Source organism: Shewanella sp. 8A (assembly GCF_023475945.1).
Lineage (GTDB): Bacteria > Pseudomonadota > Gammaproteobacteria > Enterobacterales > Shewanellaceae > Shewanella > Shewanella xiamenensis.
The window spans coordinates 68,507-87,226 of sequence record NZ_JAMDJP010000007.1 but is presented as its reverse complement, the minus strand read 5'-3'; the positions used below and the strand labels follow the sequence as shown (position 1 = coordinate 87,226).

General features: G+C 48.2%; 15 protein-coding genes. 7 read left to right on the top strand and 8 right to left on the bottom strand.

Going from position 1 to position 18,720, the window contains the following annotated elements; genetic code table 11:
* Positions 1 to 128: 128 nt before the first annotated feature.
* From fabF to M0413_RS07255, 5 genes are all read right to left on the bottom strand, one after another.
* Entirely contained in the window at positions 129 to 1,418 is a 1,290-nt protein-coding gene (gene fabF / locus M0413_RS07275) for a beta-ketoacyl-ACP synthase II (RefSeq protein WP_249553644.1), read from the bottom strand.
* Positions 1,418 to 2,227 (bottom strand): oxidoreductase, encoded by an 810-nt coding sequence (locus tag M0413_RS07270; RefSeq protein WP_249553642.1) that lies wholly within the window; start codon positions 2,225 to 2,227, stop codon positions 1,418 to 1,420. Before M0413_RS07270 ends, fabF begins: the two co-directional genes overlap by 1 nt.
* A gap of 41 nt (positions 2,228 to 2,268) precedes the next feature.
* Positions 2,269 to 5,334, bottom strand: coding sequence for an efflux RND transporter permease subunit (locus M0413_RS07265; RefSeq protein WP_249553640.1), 3,066 nt, complete (start codon positions 5,332 to 5,334; stop codon positions 2,269 to 2,271).
* Positions 5,331 to 6,392 carry an efflux RND transporter periplasmic adaptor subunit gene (locus M0413_RS07260; RefSeq protein WP_249553638.1) on the bottom strand — a complete coding sequence of 354 codons (1,062 nt, stop codon included), beginning with the start codon at positions 6,390 to 6,392 and terminating at the stop codon, positions 5,331 to 5,333. The genes M0413_RS07265 and M0413_RS07260 overlap by 4 nt, the downstream gene beginning before the upstream one ends.
* Before the next feature lie 132 nt (positions 6,393 to 6,524).
* Positions 6,525 to 7,142, bottom strand: coding sequence for a TetR/AcrR family transcriptional regulator (locus M0413_RS07255; protein ID WP_047540370.1), 618 nt, complete (start codon positions 7,140 to 7,142; stop codon positions 6,525 to 6,527).
* Positions 7,143 to 7,277: 135 nt separating this feature from the next.
* Here M0413_RS07255 and M0413_RS07250 point away from each other — a divergent pair, with 135 nt between their 5' ends.
* Positions 7,278 to 8,702, top strand: coding sequence for an efflux transporter outer membrane subunit (locus M0413_RS07250; RefSeq protein WP_249553636.1), 1,425 nt, complete (start codon positions 7,278 to 7,280; stop codon positions 8,700 to 8,702).
* 247 nt (positions 8,703 to 8,949) lie between these two features.
* Here the strand turns inward: M0413_RS07250 and M0413_RS07245 are convergent, their stop codons facing one another.
* The gene (locus M0413_RS07245) at positions 8,950 to 9,840 is read right to left on the bottom strand and encodes a LysR family transcriptional regulator (RefSeq protein WP_047536537.1); all 891 of its coding nucleotides are present in this window, start codon (positions 9,838 to 9,840) and stop codon (positions 8,950 to 8,952) included.
* Positions 9,841 to 9,956: 116 nt separating this feature from the next.
* Here M0413_RS07245 and M0413_RS07240 point away from each other — a divergent pair, with 116 nt between their 5' ends.
* The 3 genes from M0413_RS07240 to M0413_RS07230 are packed head-to-tail and all read left to right on the top strand — an operon-like array spanning position 9,957 to position 12,571.
* Complete coding sequence (locus M0413_RS07240; RefSeq protein WP_047536535.1) at positions 9,957 to 10,388, top strand: organic hydroperoxide resistance protein; 432 nt, start codon at positions 9,957 to 9,959, stop codon at positions 10,386 to 10,388.
* A 37-nt stretch (positions 10,389 to 10,425) separates the two neighbouring features.
* A complete protein-coding gene (locus M0413_RS07235; RefSeq protein WP_249553634.1) occupies positions 10,426 to 11,838 on the top strand; it encodes a coniferyl aldehyde dehydrogenase in 1,413 nt (470 codons plus the stop codon).
* Between the two features lie 49 nt (positions 11,839 to 11,887).
* Positions 11,888 to 12,571 (top strand): type 1 glutamine amidotransferase domain-containing protein, encoded by a 684-nt coding sequence (locus tag M0413_RS07230; RefSeq protein WP_047536531.1) that lies wholly within the window; start codon positions 11,888 to 11,890, stop codon positions 12,569 to 12,571.
* Between the two features lie 425 nt (positions 12,572 to 12,996).
* Here M0413_RS07230 and def read toward each other — a convergent pair whose 3' ends face one another.
* Positions 12,997 to 13,488, bottom strand: coding sequence for a peptide deformylase (def, locus tag M0413_RS07225; RefSeq protein ID WP_037427638.1), 492 nt, complete (start codon positions 13,486 to 13,488; stop codon positions 12,997 to 12,999).
* A gap of 210 nt (positions 13,489 to 13,698) precedes the next feature.
* Between def and M0413_RS07220 the strand changes: the two genes are divergently transcribed.
* On the top strand, positions 13,699 to 14,142 hold the full coding sequence (locus M0413_RS07220; RefSeq protein WP_139122654.1) for an MGMT family protein: 444 nt from the start codon (positions 13,699 to 13,701) through the stop codon (positions 14,140 to 14,142).
* A 127-nt stretch (positions 14,143 to 14,269) separates the two neighbouring features.
* Positions 14,270 to 15,082 carry a DUF3108 domain-containing protein gene (locus M0413_RS07215; RefSeq protein ID WP_249553632.1) on the top strand — a complete coding sequence of 271 codons (813 nt, stop codon included), beginning with the start codon at positions 14,270 to 14,272 and terminating at the stop codon, positions 15,080 to 15,082.
* Between the two features lie 155 nt (positions 15,083 to 15,237).
* Here the strand turns inward: M0413_RS07215 and M0413_RS07210 are convergent, their stop codons facing one another.
* Positions 15,238 to 16,017 carry a class II glutamine amidotransferase gene (locus tag M0413_RS07210; protein ID WP_037427643.1) on the bottom strand — a complete coding sequence of 260 codons (780 nt, stop codon included), beginning with the start codon at positions 16,015 to 16,017 and terminating at the stop codon, positions 15,238 to 15,240.
* Between the two features lie 244 nt (positions 16,018 to 16,261).
* On the opposite strand from M0413_RS07210, the gene fadE reads away from it, so the two are divergent.
* Positions 16,262 to 18,709 (top strand): acyl-CoA dehydrogenase FadE, encoded by a 2,448-nt coding sequence (fadE, locus tag M0413_RS07205; RefSeq protein WP_249553630.1) that lies wholly within the window; start codon positions 16,262 to 16,264, stop codon positions 18,707 to 18,709.
* The last annotated feature ends 11 nt before the right edge of the window (positions 18,710 to 18,720 follow it).

Below are 18,720 nucleotides of genomic sequence, written 5' to 3'. Positions count from 1 at the left end.
GGAAAGGATTAACCTTTCCTCTCACTTTGTCATGACATCCGCTGGCAAGCACTCCAACATATTCGCAATCAGTTTAATGGCTGCTTCTGAATGTTCTGGTAGGTATTTCCGGTGTCAAAGTTAACGTCTTAACGCGACTCTTGGTCCCAACGCCGAAACACCACGCTGGCGTTGACGCCCCCAAAACCAAATCCATTTGATAATGCGTGCTGAATGTTTACATCCTTTTTAGTTTTAACTAGATTCAGACCCAGAGCGAGCTCATCTGGATGATTAAGATTCAACGTTGGAGGTACAACTTGGTCTCTGATTGCCAGCAGAGTGAAAATAGCTTCTATTCCGCCTGCGGCGCCAAGTAAGTGGCCTGTGCTGGATTTTGTTGACGTGATAGCCACATCCGAAGCTTCACCAAATACAGTTCGGATAGCTGCAAGTTCACTCTTATCTCCAACTTGAGTTGAGGTAGCATGCGCATTGATATGCTGCACCTCACTTGGGGCTATCCCCGCTTGCATCAAAGCTTGTTGCATAGCTCGCTGGGCACCATTACCGTCCTCTGGGCCAGCAGTTAGGTGGTAAGCATCTGCGCTAGTTCCATATCCAACAATTTCAGCGATAGGCTGAGCACCTCTCGCCTTCGCATGCTCCAACGATTCAATAACCAATACCCCCGCACCTTCGGCCATCACAAAACCATCACGGTCTCGGTCAAACGGACGAGAAGCCTCTTGAGGACTATCGTTAAACCCAGTTGATAAAGCGCGAGCAGCAGCAAAACATCCAAGCGTAACTCGATCGATAGCGGCCTCTGTTCCCCCGCATATCGCAATATCTGCCTCTCCGCTCCGAATAAGCCTAGCTGCATCACCGATAGCCTGAACGCCGGCCGCACACGCTGTTACCGGAGCGCCCAGAGGCCCTTTGAATCCATGCCTGATGGATATCTGACCCGCCGCCATATTGGCAAGAAAGGAGGGCGCGGTAAACGGCGATAGGCGACGAGGGCCTCGGGAATCTGTGGTACGAATTGCCTCAGCAATCGCGCCGAATCCTCCAACCCCCGACGCAATAATCGTAGCCGTTCGTTCTTGATCCTTTACCGCGACTGGATGCCAGTTTGCTTGTGTTAGCGCTTCATCTGCTGCAACCAGAGTAAACTCAATGAAGCGGTCCATCTTTTTACGTTCTTTAACCGGAATAACACGATCGGGGTCATAACCTGCTAGAGGGTCTTCTTCCAATGTAGGGACTAAGCCACCTACGGTAGTTCCTGTTCCATCAGCTACGTCTTTCGGTAGATGTCGAATTCCTGATTGTCCTGCTAGCAATCGTTGCCAGACCCTATCGGCACCAACACCTAAGGGGCTTACAACACCCACACCGGAGACAACAATTCGCACTTCGTTGGTTCTGTTCATTATTTCATCCCGAATGTTTTTCTGATCCCTTTTTCTACCGGAGTGGCTGGCATAAAACGGCGCAACTTCCTCAGCAATGAAGCTTCACCTTTTGGTGTATGGCGCATTTTCCAAGCACCGAGCGCAGCATTGATGACTGTTGCGGCAACATCATCCGGGCGTGGTGCTTTATGCACGTTCTGTTGTATCGCCTGAGAGACAATGTCACGGGTTGAGTTGTATGCCGAAATAGGGGATGCAACAACCGGGGCATTAATATCAAGGTTGGTTTTGGTAAATGAAGGCTCGACAACTGCTACACGAATACCAAATTCTCGAACTTCATGGTCTAGCGTTTCCGACAAGCCCTCAACCGCATGCTTGGACGCCGAATATAGCCCCATGTAAGGCGCAGGAAGGAATCCCAGTACAGAGCTAATATTCACTATGCGACCAGCATGCTGTAGCCGCATATGAGGTAACACCGCTTGTATCGTGCGGAGCATACCCCAGACATTGGTATCGAACAGTGCTTGACCTTCTGCAATGGAAGATTCCTCCGTTGCACCGAGTAGCGTGACACCCGCGCTGTTAACAAGCACATCAATGTGTTTAGCTTCGGCAATGATGGACGCAATCCCACGTTGAATAGAACCTTCATCACGAATATCCATTTCGATCAGCTCTACGCCTTGAATCGGCTCAGCTTTTTTGAGATTTCGAACGGTACCAAATACTTTGCACCCTCTTTTAAAGAACATTTCTGCTGTTACGCGTCCTATTCCCGACGAAACGCCCGTCACTACGACAACTTTAGCGTTACTTGACATAATAATTTCCTCTCAAAATGCATACGTTAATCACGTAAACCTCAGCTACTTTGGCTAGGTCTGATCTTGAACCAGATAGAATACATAGCTGGAAGAAACACCAGCGTCAGGATTGTCCCAGCCAACGTGCCGCCAATCAGCGTATAGGCCAGCGTTCCCCAGAACACCGAATGGGTAAGCGGGATGAACGCCAGAATTGCCGCCAGCGCCGTCAGCAGCACCGGTCGGGCTCGCTGTACGGTGGCTTCGACGACCGCACGAAATGGGTCCAGCCCCTCCTGTTCATTTTGGTGGATCTGCCCAATCAGTATCAGCGTGTTGCGCATCAGGATCCCTGATAACGCAATCAGGCCAACCAGCGCGTTGATGCCGAACGGTTGCTGGAACAGCAGCAAGGTCGGCACCACACCGATTAACCCCAGCGGACTGGTCAGGAATACCATCACCATCGCCGCAATCGAACGCACCTGCAAAATAATGATGAGCAGCGTAAGGGCAATCATGATCGGGAACAGCGGCAGCATGGCGACAGTCGCCTTAGCGGATTCCTCGATAGCGCCCGCCTGTTCAATCCGGTAGCCTGCCGGAAGATCCTCGATAATCGGCTGCAACTGGGTCATGATGACGGTGGAAACGTCCGGCGGCTGCAGTCCTTCGGCGATGTCACCGCGAACCGTGATAGTCGGCGTGCGGTCACGGCGTCGCAGGATCGGATCTTCCATGCGCACATCCACCGAACCCACCTGAGACAACGGAATACGTTGCCCTGCGGAACCGACCAGCGTAAAGTCGGCGATCTTAGCCGGATCAAGACGAATGTCACCGGCAGCTCGGCCGACAACCTGCACTGAACGAATATCTTCGCGCACCGCGGTAATCGGTACTCCACTCAGCAGGAACTGCAGTTGCAAGGACACCGAATTGGTAGTCAGCCCCACCGCCTGGAGTCGATCCTGATTGAGGGTAAAGTGCAACGTTGGAACGCGCGGCCTCCAATCCGTATTGACGGTGTGCATCATCGGACTTGCGCGCATGACGGTTTTGATTTCTTCGGCGATGGTGCGCAGCTTGTCTGGATCAGGCCCCATAACGCGGAAGGCGACAGGGAATGGCGACGGCGGGCCAAACACTATCTGAGTGACACGCACCTGCGCCTCCGGCGCTAAGCCACCGGCTATCACCTCGCGTAACCTGAACTTGAGGGCTTCGCGCTCTTTGTCGTTACCTGCCAGCACTACGATTTTGGCAAACGACGGATCGGGTAATTCAGGCGACATTGCCAAGAAGAAACGCGGCGCACCTTGGCCTATATAGGATGTCACAACGCGCGCTTCTTGCTGCTGCGCCAGCCAAGCCTCAACTTTCGCGGTGGCGGCGCTGGTTTGTTCAATCGAGGTGCCATACGGCATTTGCACTTCCACAAGCACTTCTGGCCGATCAGAAGTCGGGAAGAACTGCTTCTTGACTGCCCCCATACCAAGTACAGAGACCACAAACAGCATGATAACCGCACCAGCGACGATCCATTTGCGGGTAATAACAGCCCCCAGCACTTGCCGAAAACGGTTGTAGTTACGGGTGTTATAAATGGCGTCATGTCCGCCTTCAACCTTCTTGATATCCGGCAGCATTTTCACCCCCAGATAGGGGGTAAACACTACCGCCACCACCCAAGAGACGATCAGCGCAATACCGACAATCCAGAACATATTGCTGGTGTATTCACCAGCGGTTGAGCGGGCGAACCCGTTCGGCATAAAGCCGATGGCGGTAACCAGTGTGCCAGAGAGCATCGGCGCTGCCGTATGACTCCAGGCGTAGGCAGATGCTTTGATGCGGCTATAACCCTCTTCCATTTTCACCACCATCATTTCGATGGCGATGATGGCGTCATCCACTAGCAAGCCCAGCGCAAGAATCAGCGAACCCAGCGTGATGCGGTCGAAATTCTTGCCGCTGGCGGCCATGATGACAAACACCGCTGACAGCGTCAGCGGAACTGCCGCAGCAACCACAATACCGACGCGCCAGCCCATACTGACAAAACACACCACCATCACCACCAGCAAGGCGACAAAGAATTTGACCATAAATTCGTCGACAGCCGAACTGATATTGACGGCCTGATCAGTCACTTTGCTCAAGGTCATGCCTAGGGGCAGCGCTGCGTTGATTTTGGTGACTTCCGCTTCAAGCGCTTCGCCGAGCTTAAGCCCATTCCAGTCATCACGCATCACGATGCCCAGCAACAACGCTGGTTCACCGTTGCTGCGAACCATGAAGGTCGAGGGGTCTTCATAACCACGCTCGACGGTGGCGACATCGGATAATTTCAGTGTCCTTCCCTGCACCACGATAGGCGTCTGATGGATTTTCTCTAGGTTATCGAATGCGCCGTCGACACGTACGAACACTTGCGGCCCGTTGGTTTCTATGGAGCCTGCCGGAGTTAGTACGTTTTGGTTGTTGAGCGCGGCAAAGATATCTTGCGGTGTGACGCCAAGCGTTGCCAATCGGTCGTGGGAGAACGAGACGAAAATGCGTTCAGGTTGCTCGCCGATGATATTGACTTTCTTCACCCCGGGAACGTGCAACAGTTGCTGGCGTAAGGTTTCCGCATCCCGCACTAGCAGCCGCTGCGGTTCGCCTTTGGCTTTGAGCGCGAAGAGCGCAAACGTCACATCGGCATATTCGTCGTTGATAATGGGGCCGACGACGCCGGCAGGTAAATTTTTGGCTTCATCCCCCATCTTTTTACGTGCCTGATAAAACTCCTCCTGAATCTCCGAAGGCGGCGCACTGTCAAGAAAAGAAAGCATGGTGATAGCCAAACCGGGACGGGTGAAGGTTTCCGCACGATCATACCAACGCAACTCCTGTAGGCGTTTTTCCAGCGGTTCAGCGACCTGATCTTGCATTTCCTGCGCCGTGGCCCCTGGCCAAGCGGTGACGATTGTCATCTGCTTGATGGTAAATGGTGGATCTTCTGCACGCCCGAGCTGGAAAAACGCGAGGATACCGGCGGCAGCGATCAGGAAGATCAGAAACAATGTTACGCTACGTTCGCGCACCGCAAGTGCTGACAGGTTAAAACGATGCTCACTCATGGACGAACTCCCGCGACGGTAGTAGTCGAGGCTGGAACAGAGACGCGCACCAGTTCACCCTCATGTAACAAGTGAGAACCAAGTGCTACTATCAGATCACCTTGATTGATTTGGCCGGAGACACGCGCAAAATTATCGCTAATGTTTAGAACGGTGACTGGACGCCACGAAACTTTTGTAGGCGTGCCATTAATACTCCAAACGCCAGCCCCTTTACCTGCGTCGAATAAAGCCCCAAGTGGAACATTGAAACTACCTTCTGTTGTCAAAGCATCGTTAGCAATCTTGACGGTTACAGTGGAACCTAAAGGTGCACTGCCAAGCGTTCCTGTCAAAACATATCGCGCTTCAAAGGTACGAGTCATTGGGTCTGCAGCATCTGAAAGCTGTCTGAGCGTTGCAACCGACGTCATATCAGGCCGACCAAAAAGCTGTGCCTGCCCAGAAGAACCCAATGAAGGCCGCAGAGTTTCAGGTAGTTGGATCACTGCTTCACGAGCCCCGGCGTGTGCAACTCGGACAACTATCTGACCAGCACTGACAACTTGCCCAGGCTCAGTAAGCGTTGCAACCACAGTTCCATCAGCATCGGCGACAAGATCCGTATACCGAGTAGCATTGATTGCCACTTCAGCTTGTGCTTGTACTGCACGAAGTTGAGCCGCTGCCGTATCCGCAGCTGCTTTTACTTGATCGTAAGCTGAGGCAGATATAGCGCCAGTACCACGCAAATCCCGGTATCGAGCCTCATCTTCCGCCGCTTGTTTCGCCTTAGCTTCAGCCGCCACAACCGCCTCTTGTTGGGCATGAGCCGCAAGCTTTAGGTCTACCGGGTCAAGTTGCATCAGTACTTGCCCCCGCTTCACCATTTGCCCGGTATCCACAAGGCGTTTTAGCACCTTACCGGATACCCGAAAACCAAGGTCGCTTTCTATACGAGCCGCTACGACACCAGTGAATGAGCGAGATTCAGCACGAGGCGAATCAATCTTAACGGTCCGTACCAATGGCGCTTCGGTACGAGGATCAGTTTTGTTTTCTTCGCCGCAAGCCGTCAAGACCAGCGGTAACGAAGTAATAATTGCTATTGTAAGTATGTTGTGACGAGACATACATAAGCCTCCATGAAGAACTGTTCAGGAGTGCAATTATTATTCTAGTGACCAATTTAGTCAATAGTCACATCAATTTTATGGTGCAAGACTACGAAGAACCAAATTTGAGAGCTGGACAGGAGCCTCTTCAATGAAGTCAAAATTATGTTGCAACATGAGGGGATTCATATATGGCCTCATGACAAGATAAATGGCTGTTGTTATTTCATCTAACGGTGTTTTACGCTCAAAATCTCCCGATTGACGCCCTTCTTGAAGGATCCCTTGCAGTAGCGCCTTGATGTTTTGCTCATAGTAAATGGTTGCCTGCCAACGTTCTGCAGCGGCTGAAGCGGCAATTTCATAGAGCTTTTGGTCTTGGGAAAATAACCGAAAGCTTGCCTGAACAATTTCTTTAAACATTCGGCGTAGCTTCTCTGGCGGTTGGTCAACATCCTCTATCGCTTTTCGAACATCGGCCTCAATTTCACCTAAACAGTTTGTGCATATACTTTCCCCAATGGCCTGTTTAGAGGAAAAAAATTTGTATATATATGCTTTTGAAAAACCTATTGATTTAGCCAAATCTGAGACAGTAGTTTTACCGTAACCGTAGCGGCTGAAATGTTCTGTTGCAGCAATAACAATCTGATCCCGCACATCATGATCAACAGGACCTCGATTCAACGCTGGACTGTTGTAATCTTCACTCATAACCTTCTCTCTGACTTCCATACATATCAGAATTCTAACGCGTCACGGCCAGATTGACAACGAGTGACCAAATGGTAACATGGTCACTCACTATCAATCCTTGGTAATAATATGCGTCTAAAACACTCATTCATCATGCTTACGGTAACCAGTATGTTAGCTGGCTGTGCAGTAGGGCCTGACTATACCCCTCCGAAACTATCTTCCCCCAATCACTTTTATGGGCAGAACTCTGCTGGTAAACAAGAAACAACGGTCGATGCTCAGCTAGACGTGTGGTGGGAAAAATTTGGTGACGAGCAACTGATTCATTACATCACCATTGCCCTAGAGCAGAACCTTGATTTGACTCAGACAAAGGCACGAATGGCTCAAGCAAGAGCTGGGCTAGGAGCAGCCAATGCAGCTCTACTCCCATCGGGCAGTATCTCTGGACAAGCCGCTCGCGCTTACCAATCAGTAGAAAACCCTTTGGGACAAGTATTGAACTCATCCCCAAGTTTTGATCGTTATGGCAGCAGTTACGAAACCAACCTGAACGCAAGTTGGGAACTAGATTTGTTTGGCGGTCTCCGCCGAGACCGGGAGGCAGCTCTAGCTGAATACCAAGCAACGTCGGCAGGAATTGCGGCCACACGACTGGCCGTAGCCGCGCAAACCGCCAGCATCTATGTCAACATTCGCGCCATACAAGCTCGACTAGACATCGCTCGCAAACAAGTAGAAACGCAGCAGCAAATGCTAGAGATGATCAATCTCCTTTACAGCAAGGGGTTAGTGCCTGAACGCCAAGTCCATCAAACACAAGCTATGCTCGCCCAATATCAGGCGACTGTTCCTCTGATGGAAGCAAGCCTAGAGACAACAATGAACGCACTAGACGTGATACTGGGTACGCTTCCTGGATCACATCGCGCAGAACTTACTGCAATCGTTCCGCTTCCCTCTATCCCGAACACTATCAACATGGGTACGCCCGGTGAATTGCTCACACGTCGCCCTGACCTCATTATTGCAGAGCGGCATCTGGCAGCGTCAAATGCAAAGATTGGTGTTGCGATTGCCGAGTATTATCCAAAATTTTCATTGAGTGGACTGCTAGGAAGTGCTACCTCAATTACAGAAGGAAATTTATTTAGCAACGCCGCTAACCAAGCGGCTGGCGTCATTGGTTTACGTTGGCGCTTATTTGATTTTGGTCGAATAGATGCCCAGATTGCGCAAGCCAAAGGCCGTGAAGCAGAAATGCTTGCTGCCTATAGACTGGCGGTTCTGAAAGCCACTGAAGATGTCGAAAACACGTTCTCAACATTAGCAAAACGGGAACAACAGACTGAGATTGTATCGCAGGGAGTTGACGCTATTCAGCATGCACGTAACGCCTCATTTTCCGCATACCAGAAGGGAATAGCCAGCAAGTTGGAGGTACTACAGGCTGATGAAAGTTTACTGCGAGCATCGGATGAAGAAACGCTTGCAAGAGCCGAGACCATAACGTCAGCAATAGCTGCCTATAAAGCACTGGGCGGAGGCTGGGAAGCTGATGAGAATACTCCATAATGTCAGCATATTCGCCGGGAACCAAACATCATAGATAACCAGAAGAACCGATGAAGTCTCGGAAGAGACGATTATTCCGGTAATACACAAATTTGTATTACCGCCCCTGCTGTTTAGAAGTTCAGTCGTTCGTTGACATGATGGAAACATATTTTATGAGATCTTTCGCCCCAAACTTCTTGATGCTTTTAGTATTGATGCTCAGCAAATGCTAATCAATTGAATGAGCGTAAAAAGATATATCGTCTTACATAACCCCTTGTAGAAGACCTAATAGCGCGCTTCGAGCATGAGCAACTCTTGGCTGACGTAATGCGCTAGGTAACCAAATGAGGTAGTAATTAATTTCTGTTTGAGTTCTTGGTGGCGGGATAAGCATTAACTCACCCGAGTCAAGTTGCTTTTCACATAAAAATTGCGGAAGAACAGACCAACCAATTCCCTGCACCAACAGGTTTCTATGGGCTCGTAGATCTTGACCTACCATAGCGGGGATCAAATTGTGCGCATCAATGCGGTTGGCGCTCAGCCAAGCATCTACTAAGGATAATTCTAAGTTGTAGGCTAATAGCGGCTCTTGCAGTAAAGCACGATCAAACTCTGCCGCTTGTAATATGCGTTCAACTACCTTCGGAGAAGCGACCGCAATCACCTTATCTGTCAGCAGTATTTCACTTTTTAGACGATTATCGGTCACTGGATGAGCTGAAATACCTAAATCACAATGTCCCTCCAATAACATCTGCGTGACCATGGGGCCATCCCCTGCATGCATACGAACGCGTATTCCCGCATCAAGCAGTGGGGCTAATTGAGGCGCGAGATTTTCCGCCATAAAATCAGCATGGCCAATCAGTTGCAAAGCACCAGAGACATCACGAGAACGCGCTCTCGCAGACGCAAGGGCGGCTTCTGCCGCATCGAGTTTATCGCCAATATCAGCAGCTAACTCATCCGCAACAGAAGTCGGTAATACCCCGTTGACTTGACGCTCAAATAAAGGCCGACCAACGGCCACTTCAAGTCCTGCAATATGCTGCGATACCGCAGGTTGCGTCAGATTGAGCATACGCGCAGCACCACTAATTGAGCGTTGTCGATAAACTTCAATAAACGTTCTTAGCCGGACTAATGACATACAACCCCATAAATTTATTTATACCCCCACTAAAATAGCATTGTTATCTTAGTCCTTCAAAATTCTTTTATGATTCATTCAACGCAAATTTACACCTTCCGATTAAGGAGATAGTGATGTTGAAGAATGAACTTTATCGCACGGCGGCTACGGCAACGGGTGGACGAGATGGCTATGCAAGAACAGAAGATGGCTCACTCCATATTTGGTTGGGGGCTCCAAAAGAATTAGGCGGGCGAGGTTTTGGTAATAATCCAGAACAGCTATTTGCTATGGGCTATGCCGCTTGTTTTCTCAGCGCGATGAAAGCAGTTGTTGCGACCCATAAAGTCGCCTATCCAAAGGTTCCAGATGACGCAAAAGTCACTGCACAAGTTGGCATAGGCATATTACAGACCCAGGGATATGGCCTCGCCATCACACTCAACATCGAATTACCTGGCATTGAAAAGCAGCAGGCTCAAGCACTGGTTAACGCAGCTCATCAAGTATGCCCCTACTCGAATGCCACCCGCGGCAACATTGACGTTCAATTAAACATTATTTGAATCAAACTAAGTTCATGTGAATGGAGTAAAAACACCAATGAAGCAAACAAAACAAGAATTACAGAGCATACTCAGCGGCTTAAAAAGTTCACACCTCAAATTAGGCGTAACTGATGCGGCGGTTCGCCATGACAGATTATTACGAGCAGTAAAATTACTTAACGAAAATCACGTGCAACTCTCGGCCGCCATCAGTGCCGACTTTGGTCACCGCAGTGGCTATCAGTCACTGCTGGCCGATATCGCAAGTACTATCAGTGCATTAAAGTTTGCTGCCGAGCATGTAGAACAATGGATGCAACCCGAAATAGTGGCGGCACCCGCTGACGGCATGCAAACCTGGATTGAGCAGCAACCGCTTGGCGTGGTGGGCATTATCAGCCCTTGGAATTTTCCACTGAATCTCGCATTCGGCCCTCTAGCGGGCGTCTTTGCCGCTGGTAATACAGCCATGCTTAAACCTTCAGAGTTAACGCCCACGACCTCATTGCTACTTGCAGAATTGGTCACCCAATACTTTGAACCACACGAGTTGGTCGTAGTATTAGGTGATGCTGAAGTTGGACAGGCATTTAGTGCTTTACCATTTGATCATTTGGTCTTCACGGGGAGCACCGCAATTGGAAAACAGGTCATGCGTGCCGCAGCTGAAAACTTAGTGCCAGTTACATTAGAGCTGGGCGGTAAATCCCCCGTTGTGATTGCAGCAGATGCCAATATTCAAGTCGCCGCCGAACGCACTATGACGGTCAAAACATTTAATGCAGGCCAGATTTGTGTATCACCTGATTACATACTATTGCCTCAGGCAGCAGCTAGCGACTTTGTCACTGCGACACGCCGCTTTATGGCTGAAAACTTTCCAGCCATACAGCAAAATGATGATTACACTTCAATCATCAGTCAAAGACACTTTGAGCGCTTGGTAGCCCTTATCTATGACGCCAAAGAAAAGGGAGCAGAAATCATCAGCCTAGCTCCCGCTGGAGAGCCAGATTTTGATGCCATTACACGCAAGATTGCCCCTCACATTATCTTGAATGTCACAGAGGATATGTTAGTGATGCAAGAGGAAATCTTTGGCCCACTGCTACCAATCAAAATCTATAAACAGATAGATGAAGCGGTTACATATATTAATGCGCACCCAAGGCCTCTCGCCGCTTATTATTTTGGAAATGACAGCAAGCAGCAGCATTCGTTTTCCATGAGTACAACATCAGGAGCGTTGGTGATTAACGATCTCATGACGCATGCTTCTATCGATACCTTACCCTTTGGCGGCGTCGGCGCTTCTGGGATCGGGGCTTATCATGGTATTCACGGTTTTAGACGTTTCAGCCATGCCAAGCCCGTAGTTGTTCAAAGTGAAGATGGCGCTTCAAATTTACGTTTACGAGCCCCATATCAACAGAAACATGCCATGTTGAAATCACTATTTATCGCTTAATAACACACACTATTTATTGAAACCCGCTGAGCGGGTTGAGGAAAAATACATGAAAATTCTAATGGTACTAACTTCACATAGCGAACTGGGTAATACAGGCCACAAAACTGGCTTTTGGTTAGAAGAGTTTGCGGCGCCCTATTACACCTTCAAAGATGCGGGGGCTGATATAGTGTTAGCGTCTCCTCTTGGTGGTCAACCGCCACTCGATCCCAAGAGCGAGCTTGAGGATTTTCAAACCGATTTAACCCATAGATTCAACCAAGATCTTACAGCTCAACACGCTTTAGCTAATACAGTGAAATTAGAGACGGTTAAGGCAGAAGACTATGATGCCGTGTTTTATCCTGGTGGTCATGGCCCATTATGGGATTTAACCAACTCAGAAGATTCAATTAAATTAATTCAAGCCTTTACGGCGGCCAACAAACCAACAGGATTTGTCTGCCACGCTCCCGCTGTCTTACGCCACGTGACTACACCCAATGGCGAACCATTGATTAAGGGCCGCAATGTGACAGGTTTTACGAATGGCGAGGAAGCGGATGTGCAACTCACCGACGTGGTACCGTTTTTGATTGAGGATGAGTTTATTCGTCTGGGAGCGAATTACCAAAAAATCCAAAACTGGGCGCCTTTTGTTGTAGAAGATGGCACATTGATCACGGGTCAAAATCCCGCCAGCTCTGAACCTGTAGCCATCGCTCTATTAAAGCAGTTATCTGATGTATAGAGATGAGCACAGAACATTTTGCTAAGTGTTTTTAATACTCTGGGCAGGTATTAAAGCCCTCACCACCGATAGTGAGGGCTTTCATCTTCGCTAATAATTAAACTTGAGGAGTTAAGACGACAGTTGCACCACGCCCAGTGTAACTAACTGATACGGCATAAAATGTGCAAAAATCAAGCTCAACCTAGCTTAATTTTGTACCCATTTCGTGCCAAACCTGCTAGCACAACATGCTTTTGATGATTTTTTGTTATTACCATCGTAGTTAGCCCATAGATGCTGATAACAGACTCGTTTTGCGTGTATCTAGATAAACATTCAACAACGTAACAATTTTATCACCATGAGTACGACGGGTAATGCCGCCTAGAAACAGCAAAGCCGCAATCTAATGTGCGGCTTTGCAGAGCAAGACATTGGGGAAATTAGGCGTATTTACGTACCTTTTTTAAGGCGATTTGTTGCTTCAATGCCGATAAATGCTCGATAAACACTTTACCGTGTAAATGATCAATTTCGTGTTGCAAAACAATGGCTAAAAAGTCGTCGGTTTCGATTTCAACCGCTTTGCCTTGTCTGTCTAAGGCGGTGACTTTGACCTTTTCGAAACGGCTCACTTTGGCGCGGTAACCTGGGATTGAAAGACAGCCTTCTTCACCCACATACTCGCCAGACTTTTCAACAATCTCTGGATTAATCAGCACTAAGGGTTGGTCACGGGTTTCGGATAAATCGATCACAATCACCGCATCTGTACTGCCCACTTGGGTAGAGGCCAGACCGATACCATCGTCAGTGTGGTACATGGTTTCGATTAAGTCATCGATAAATCCCTGAATTGCTTCTATATCTTTTACGGGTTGCGCTTTGCGTTTTAGACGTTCATCGGGAATTGTCAGAATATCGAGTACAGCCATGCCTGTTTCATCTCTTATGGAGTCAAAAAAATTGGCGCCATTATGAACTATTCCTGTGTTTTCTCAATATTCAAAACTTAATAGTTTAATAAAAATCATTACAATCGATTTTTTAGATTTAAATTACGGCTTTTCAAACTAGCCTCTATTTCACTTGGCCTTTGTTTAACGCTACACTGGCTCACCTTTTTCATGGTTTTATTTGGCATCATCATGCGGTTTGCAAAAGATAAGTCTCCACTTTATCGCTACTTAGAGCAAGATAAGGCTAATACGCCAGACGAGTTAGACAATACACAAGATATACGAAGTCATGCCCTATCACCCATGGCGAAGATTTGGCAGATTGTAGCGATGATCCCGCCCGGCAAAGTGAGCAGTTATGGTAAGATCGCCGATTTCGCAGGGTTACCAGGACGCGCTCGCTATGTATCCAGGGCTCTCAAATTGGCCCCCGAACATTTGTCACTTCCTTGGCATAGAGTACTCAATAGTCAAGGAAAAATTTCCTTCGAAAAACATTCAGCCTCCTTTCAGGAACAGATGGAATTATTGCGCCTTGAAGGTGTAATGGTGAACTGTGGCAAAGTGAACTTGTCTGAATGTGAGTGGCAACCGGATATGGCAACCTTAGTGATGTCAATCCCGTTCTAATTTAATATATTGATCTAAAAACTATTTATTCCAATATAAACTCGGTTATAAACACTTAAATTTGATAGCTGAGCCATAGGATAAGCAGTGTTAGACGCTTTCTGTTTGCGATATAAAGGAGCATTAATTGCGCACAATTCCAACGTTATTCGTGAGTCTCGCACTCACCCACAGCGTATTTGCGATGGCGGCGCCAACGCCTTTAACGCCTCAAACTGCTGAATATCAAGTTAATTATGGTGATGTTGAACTGGGTAAGGCCAAGTATCAACTGCCAGCCATAGAGGATGGCGTCTATAAATATCGCTTCGACAGCGATCTTAGCCTGTTATTACTGACCGATGTGCGCCATGTACTGAGTGAGTTTGCCCAAGAGGGGAATCAATTATTGCCCCTGCGCTATTTACATGAGCGCCAAGGCGTCGGCCCAAATTTTATCGAACAAACCGCCTTTGCTAAGGCACAGGGCATGATCCACACCCGTTATAAGGATGAAAAAGGTAAATTCCCGTTTGAAGGCGATATTTTCGATCCCTTAATGGTGCAGCTGCAGTTTCGACTCGATATCAGCGCTGGCAAAGAAGTGCTTGATTATAAAATGATTAAATCTAACGAGCTCGATGAGTATAAGTTCCATGTGATTGGTAAGGAACGGATGACAATTGAAAGCGGCAGTTATGATACAGTCAAAATTGAGGTAGTGCGTGACAATCATAAACGCCAAACCTTCTTTTGGATGGCGCCGGATTTAGCCTACCTCCCCGTTCGTCTAACGCACTTTGAAAAAGGCAGTAAACAGCTGGATATCAAACTGCTTAAGTATCATTTTGACGATGTGCCAGTTGAAGTCGTACCCGCTGCCGTCGAAGCCGCTGCCATTGAAACCGAAGTTCCGACGGAGCAGAAAGTACCTAAACTCCTCGGCACAGGCGCGAATTAAGCCAGTTACACATTTATCGCAATTTAAGATGGATTTAGCGCTGTTTCTAAGATGCCGTAACAGCACAAAAGGCCAAACGTGAGTGACTCCGTTTGGCCTTTTGTGTCTTATTTAATTCCGTCAAAGTGCAATGACTGACTGTGACAGCGCCCCAATTACAAATCGATAAGCAGCTCACCTAAGCGGAACAACTTCCAATTACCGGGTTGCATCACCTGCCAGTCTTCGTTTTCGGTTAGCGGCCGAGTGGCAATTACAGTCACGACATCGTGTGGCGTGGTTTCTTTATCAAAATCAATCACTACATCGGTATCAATTAATTTTGCCTTGCCAAACGGCGCCCTGCGGGTGATGTAACACAGATTATTACTGCAATAACTCATCAAGTATTCGCCATCGCTGAGGATCATATTAAACACCCCAAGCGCACGGATTTGTTCGGCCAGCGTTGCCACAAATCGAAACACCGCTTGCATATCTTCAGGCCGACGATCACCAAACTTGGCCGCGATTTGCTCCAATATCCAGCAAAAAGCCAGCTCGCTGTCGGTATCACCAACACTCTGATAACGAGACACCTGAAACTTCGCCTGATAATCGCTTAACTGACCATTATGAGCATAGGTCCAATAACGGCCCCACAACTCACGGGTGAATGGGTGAGTATTTTCAAGGGAAACACAGCCGCGATTGGCCTGACGAATATGGCTTATCACCACCTCGCTTTTAATCGGATAGGATTTGATCAATTTTGCAATATGCGACTCACTACTCGGGCAAGCATCTTTAAAAGTTCTGCTGCCACGGCCCTCATAGAAAGTGATCCCCCAACCGTCTACATGGGGCCCAGTGACGCCACCACGCTGTGCTAAACCCGTAAAACTAAAAACAATATCGGTCGGCACATTGGCGCTCATCGCCAGTAACTCACACATGTTTATCGCCTTTCTCTATTCAAATATCCACAGTTTTGCATTGTAACTAGTTGATGACATTTGTGGAATGATCAAAGGTGACAAAAAATTTAAACAATTGTTTGAAAAATACTTGTATTAAAACTGCCTTAGGTTTAACTTTTATGCGACACAGGTCAGACCATAAACTATAATTGTGATCGCAATCAACAAAACTCGTTATGACCTGTGATTGGCACTCGGTCATACTTAAGGAGAAATTACAGTGACTACCCTACTTTGGATCATCGCCATGATCTTAGTGCTAGGAGCCCTAGCTTACCTTCGGGTATCTTTGCTCACTGCCACTATTGCAGCCGCTGTTGTGATGACAGCCGGATGGACACTCGATGTTGTCGGCCCTATCTCTTGGATTATCTTCCTGGTGATCGCGCTGCCCCTCAATATCAGAGCATTTAGACAAAATGTTATCAGTCGCCCACTGATGAAGATGTACCGTGGCATCATGCCCGAAATGTCTTCAACCGAAAAAGAAGCGATTGAAGCTGGTACCACTTGGTGGGAAGCCGATCTGTTTGCGGGTAACCCAAACTGGAAAAAACTCCACAACTACCCTGTTGCTCGTTTAAGTGCCGATGAGCAAGCCTTCTTAGACGGTCCAGTTGAAGAAGTGTGCCGCATGGTGAATCAACACCAAGTATCGCACCAACTGGCTGATTTGCCTGCTGAAGTATGGCAATACCTGAAAGATCACGGCTTCTTCGCCATGATCATCAAGAAAAAATACGGCGGTTTAGAATACTCAGCCTACGCCCAATCCCGTGTGTTACAAAAGCTGGCAGGTTTGAGCAGCGAATTAGCATCCACTGTAGGTGTGCCTAACTCCTTAGGCCCTGGCGAACTGTTACAACACTATGGTACGCCAGAGCAGCAAAACTATTACCTGCCACGTTTAGCCAAAGGGCTAGAAGTGCCATGTTTCGCACTGACAAGCCCAGAGGCTGGTAGCGATGCGGGTTCTATCCCTGACTTTGGTATCGTGTGTAAAGGCCAATGGGAAGGCGAAGAAGTCTTAGGTATGCGCTTAACCTGGAACAAGCGTTATATCACCCTCGCACCTGTTGCGACTGTATTAGGCTTAGCCTTTAAACTGCGTGACCCTGATCACCTGTTAGGCGATAAAGAAGAGCTGGGCATTACCTGCGCGCTTATTCCTACAGACGTTGAAGGCGTTGAAACGGGTCGTCGTCACTTCCCGCTGAACTGTATGTTCCAAAACGGTCCTACTCGCGGTAAAGACGTATTCGTACCATTAAGCTTTATCATCGGTGGCCCGAAAATGGCTGGCCAAGGCTGGCGTATGCTGGTTGAGTGTTTGTCTGTAGGCCGTGGTATCACGCTGCCATCAAACTCAGCAGGTGGCGTGAAAACCGCGGCTTTAGCCACAGGTGCCTATGCGCGTATTCGTCGTCAATTCAAACTGCCTATTGGTAAGTTAGAAGGGATTGAAGAGCCAATGGCACGTATCGGTGGTAACGCTTATCTGATGGATGCGGTGACTTCATTAACTACCACGGGTATCGACTTAGGTGAAAAACCCTCGGTTATCTCGGCTATCGTGAAATATCACCTGACCGATCGGATGCAGAAATGCGTTATCGACGCCATGGACATCCACGGTGGTAAAGGTGTGTGCTTAGGCCCTAACAACTACTTAGGTCGTGGCTATCAAGCGGCTCCAATTGCGATTACCGTTGAAGGCGCAAACATCCTGACACGTTCGATGATCATCTACGGTCAAGGCGCTATTCGTTGTCATCCTTATGTATTGGCCGAAATGGAGTCAGCGTTTGATACTGAGTCTGGCCAAGGCTTAGCCAACTTCGATGCGGCCATCTTCGGTCACATTGGTTTTGCGACCAGTAACTTTGTCCGTAGCTTCTGGTTAGGTCTGACATCAAGCCGTTTCTCTAACGCGCCTTACTCAGATAAAACCAAGCGTTATTATCAACATATGAACCGTTTCAGTGCTAACCTTGCCCTGCTATCAGACTTAGCGATGGCAACCTTAGGCGGTAACTTAAAACGTAAAGAGCGTATTTCTGCCCGCTTAGGCGATCTGTTAAGCCAGTTATACCTCGCTTCTGCGACCTTAAAACGTTATCAAGATGAAGGCCGTCAAACCGACGATCTACCACTGGTACAATGGGCGGTTGAAGATGCTCTGTACAAGTTACAGGCTTCATTAGACGATTTACTGGATAACTTCCCTATGGGTCTGGGCGGCGTATTACGCGCCATCATGTTCCCATTTGGTCGTCCACTGAAACGTCCAAGCGATGTGTTAGACCATAAAGTGGCTAAGATCATGCAAACCCCTTGTGAAAGCCGTGATCGTTTAGGTAAAGGTCAATTCTGGACTAACTCTGAGCACAATGCTGTGGGCATCCAAGAGCAAACGCTGAAGGATATTCTGGCCGCCGAACCTTTATTCGACAAAGTCTGTAAGGCCAGTGGCAAACGTTTACCTTTCATGTGGTTAGATAAAGTCGCTGCTGAAGGTAAAGCCTTAGGCGTACTAAGCGACAGCGAAGTACAACTGTTGGAACGTGCCGAAATCGGCCGTATGAAGTCTATAAATGTGGATGACTTCGACCCAGCAGAACTGCGCCCTGAAGTGGTTTCTACCACTTCACAGGAACGAGCCGCTTAATCGCTAAGCGG

Bases quoted from the DNA above. Each gene is read 5' to 3' on its own strand.
- fabF (WP_249553644.1), bottom strand. From the start codon at position 1,418: ATGAACAGAACCAACGAAGTGCGAATTGTTGTCTCCGGTGTGGGTGTT.
- M0413_RS07270 (WP_249553642.1), bottom strand. From the start codon at position 2,227: ATGTCAAGTAACGCTAAAGTTGTCGTAGTGACGGGCGTTTCGTCGGGA.
- M0413_RS07265 (WP_249553640.1), bottom strand. From the start codon at position 5,334: ATGAGTGAGCATCGTTTTAACCTGTCAGCACTTGCGGTGCGCGAACGT.
- M0413_RS07255 (WP_047540370.1), bottom strand. From the start codon at position 7,142: ATGAGTGAAGATTACAACAGTCCAGCGTTGAATCGAGGTCCTGTTGAT.
- M0413_RS07250 (WP_249553636.1), top strand. From the start codon at position 7,278: ATGCTTACGGTAACCAGTATGTTAGCTGGCTGTGCAGTAGGGCCTGAC.
- M0413_RS07245 (WP_047536537.1), bottom strand. From the start codon at position 9,840: ATGTCATTAGTCCGGCTAAGAACGTTTATTGAAGTTTATCGACAACGC.
- M0413_RS07240 (WP_047536535.1), top strand. From the start codon at position 9,957: ATGTTGAAGAATGAACTTTATCGCACGGCGGCTACGGCAACGGGTGGA.
- M0413_RS07235 (WP_249553634.1), top strand. From the start codon at position 10,426: ATGAAGCAAACAAAACAAGAATTACAGAGCATACTCAGCGGCTTAAAA.
- M0413_RS07230 (WP_047536531.1), top strand. From the start codon at position 11,888: ATGAAAATTCTAATGGTACTAACTTCACATAGCGAACTGGGTAATACA.
- def (WP_037427638.1), bottom strand. From the start codon at position 13,488: ATGGCTGTACTCGATATTCTGACAATTCCCGATGAACGTCTAAAACGC.
- M0413_RS07210 (WP_037427643.1), bottom strand. From the start codon at position 16,017: ATGTGTGAGTTACTGGCGATGAGCGCCAATGTGCCGACCGATATTGTT.